Genomic DNA, 2,734 nt, shown 5'->3' with positions numbered 1-2,734 from the left:
TCGGGTCTTTCCTCTCCTCAATCGACCGTCCAAAGGAGGCGATCCCTTACTTTCAACGCGCCGTCAACGTTGTAATAAAGAAACACAACCATCGGTTCGATGGTAACCGTCCGACGGTTCCAGGGCTGAGGGGTGGGCGGGTCGGTCTCAAGTTTGCGGGGAATCGGTCGCGGCCGGCTCCTGCGCGGTAGTCTCGCGCGCCTCTTTCCAGCCTCGCGGCGTGAGTTCGGAGACGCGGGCCATTGGGTGGATGGAGATCCGATCGATCACGTCCTTGAGATACTCCCAGGGGTTGATCCCCAGCCGCTTGCAGGTGGTGATCAGGGAGTAGAGGACGGCGGCGGCTTCCCCGCCGTTGGGGCTTCCCAGGAACATGTAATTTTTGCGACCCACCGCGACCGGTCGGAGCGTGTTTTCGATTGAGTTGTTGTCGATCTCGGCCTCGCCGAACTCGATGTACCGTTCGAGGTACGGCCACTCGGTGAGCGCGTAGCGGATCGCCTTGCCGAGCGGGCTTTCGGGAAGAAGGTCCTCGCCGTAGGCCGCGAGCAGCAGCTTCAAGTCGTCGAGGATCGGGCGGGCTTGCTCCTGGCGCACCGCGGCCCGGGCGGCCGGATCCTGTCCCTTGATCGTGCGTTCGATTCGGTAGAGCTTCTGGATCACCGCGAGCACGACCTTGGCTTCGTTTGGTGAGGTTTTCAGCGCATCGTAGACTTTTCGACGGACGTGCGCCCAGCAGCCAAGCCGTGTCACCCGGCCGTTCTTCGCTCGGACAATCGCGTTGTATCCGTCGTACCCGTCGGCCTGGAGCCGGCCTTCAAAGTCCTCCAGGAATTTCAGGGGATTTCGGTGCGACCGGTCAAGCGCGAAGTCGTACACCACCTCACCCCACGGCACCCCGTACCCCCACAGGTACCCGGTGTGCATCTTGCCCTTCTTGAGCCCCTGCACCCGGATCGTCGTCTCGTCGGCCTGGAGGTAGGGCTGCTTCACGAGCGAGTGCTTCATCTCGAGGTAGATGCCCCGGAGTAGGCTCCCGGTCGCCATCGTCCACCCGCACATCGTCGAGCGGGCGATGTCAATGCCGTGACGCTCGAAGATTTGCTCTTGTCGGTAGAGCGGCAGGTGATCGCCGTACTTGGCCACGGCGATGTGCGCCAGGAGCCCGGGCGCCGGGCGCCCTTGCTCGATGGGTCGCGCCGGAAGCGACGCCATCTTGATGCCGCCGCACTCCGGATCCGAGCAGGTCGGGTTCTTGTACTTGGGTCGAACAAACTCCCGCACGAAGATCTGCGCCGGGATGATGTCGACCTCTTCGGTCGTGTCTTCCCCGAACGTCACCCAGGAGTGACCGTGTTCACAGATCTTCTCGTCCTCGGGAAGATCGAGCTTGATCCGCTCGCGCGGCAGGTCCTCGGGAAGGCGCTTTCGCCCGTTTCGTCGCGACCGCTTCGGTGCGTCCTTGTCGCCGGCGGTGAGCTCCTTCTCGATCTCGGCCTTGGCTTCCGCTGAAAGCCGCTCCACGTCTTCGAAGAGCTTGCCTTGACCCGGATTGTCGAAGCGCTCGGACGAACGGCCAAAAAGCTTGTGAAGAAGCCAGTCGACCCGACCCGCGAGGCGACGATTTTCCACCTCGAGCTGCTGCTTCTCCGCTTCGAGCTGTGCGTTCCTCGCATGGAGGTAGGCGTTCATCTCGTGCAGTTCAGTGTTCTCGTTCAGCAGCTTGTCGGTCATGATGCGAAAGATATCGCCGACGTGCGTTTCATCAAGGGATTTTCGCGTAGCGCTGAAGTTTTTCTTCGAGTGTCCTTCGCTTCGTCTTGTCTCCCGTGCGCCGTGTGTACCAACGACGCCGCTTTGTCTGCGCGAGGTCAATGCCACCCACGAGGAGCGCGAATTCCTCGGACGTCATCTCGATCGACGTCGCGTCCGTCTGCGGCCAGGCGAACGTGCCTTGCTCAAGTCTCTTCGCGCATACCCACAGTCCGGTTCGATCCCAACAAAGTACCTTCATCCGGTTGCGCTTGCGGTTGCAAAACAGGAAGAGGTGTCCCGAAAGCGGATCCGCCGCCAGTTCGTGCTCCACGATCGCAGAGAGGCCGTCGTACGATTTGCGCATATCGGTGATCCCCGCGACCAGAAAGATCCGTGTCGCCGGCGAGACACTCAGCACGATGACTCCACCGCCGTGAGCAGCCGACGAAGCTCGTCGGAATCGAAATCCAGCGGAACGCGGACGACACGGCCGCTCGAGAGAACAACCTCAAACGGGGTGGATGCCGCGGCGGTCTTCACGATCCGTACGGGGACGAGTGTTTGTCGGGCCTTTCGGGGTTGCTCTCGACGCCTGACAATCCAGTTCCGAAGCGATTGCGGTGAAAGATCGATGGATTGTGCAAACGCCCGCTGGCTCAGGCCGCTGGCTTCATAGGCCTGGACAATGCGCTCGATCTCTTCGGGGCGGCGATGAATCCGCCGTATTTTTCGAACTCGTACCATGGCTTTCCTCCATCACCGACAAGATGGAGGATCGGCCAATGGGAAGCAAGGACGGAAAAAGAGGGAAGGGCCGAACGGTTACGTTTGAAGTGGCTAACGGGAAGCGGAGGCGGCGGTTCGATTCGGTCGGCGTATCGGCGGCGAATACCTGGCTGCTCCCCCCTGGTGCACTCATACGTGCACCTCCTCTGGTCCGCTCCTGGCCGCTTCTGGCCGGCTATTGTTACAAACTGTA

The 2,734-nt window shown here is 61.4% G+C and carries 2 protein-coding genes; both read right to left on the bottom strand.

All coding sequences use genetic code 11. From position 1 onward, the window contains the following. Positions 1–147: 147 nt before the first annotated feature. Positions 148–1,734, bottom strand: coding sequence for an IS66 family transposase (locus GY769_21600; protein MCP4204514.1), 1,587 nt, complete (start codon positions 1,732–1,734; stop codon positions 148–150). A 31-nt stretch (positions 1,735–1,765) separates the two neighbouring features. After that, a complete protein-coding gene (tnpB, locus tag GY769_21595; protein ID MCP4204513.1) occupies positions 1,766–2,119 on the bottom strand; it encodes an IS66 family insertion sequence element accessory protein TnpB in 354 nt (117 codons plus the stop codon). Between the last annotated feature and the right edge of the window lie 615 nt (positions 2,120–2,734).

Source organism: bacterium (assembly GCA_024224155.1).
Lineage (GTDB): Bacteria > Acidobacteriota > Thermoanaerobaculia > Multivoradales > JAHEKO01 > CALZIK01.
Note: the sequence above shows the minus strand (reverse complement) of the source record. Positions and strands in the feature narration are given on the sequence as shown.

Bases quoted from the DNA above. Each gene is read 5' to 3' on its own strand.
- GY769_21600 (MCP4204514.1), bottom strand. From the start codon at position 1,734: ATGACCGACAAGCTGCTGAACGAGAACACTGAACTGCACGAGATGAAC.
- tnpB (MCP4204513.1), bottom strand. From the start codon at position 2,119: ATGCGCAAATCGTACGACGGCCTCTCTGCGATCGTGGAGCACGAACTG.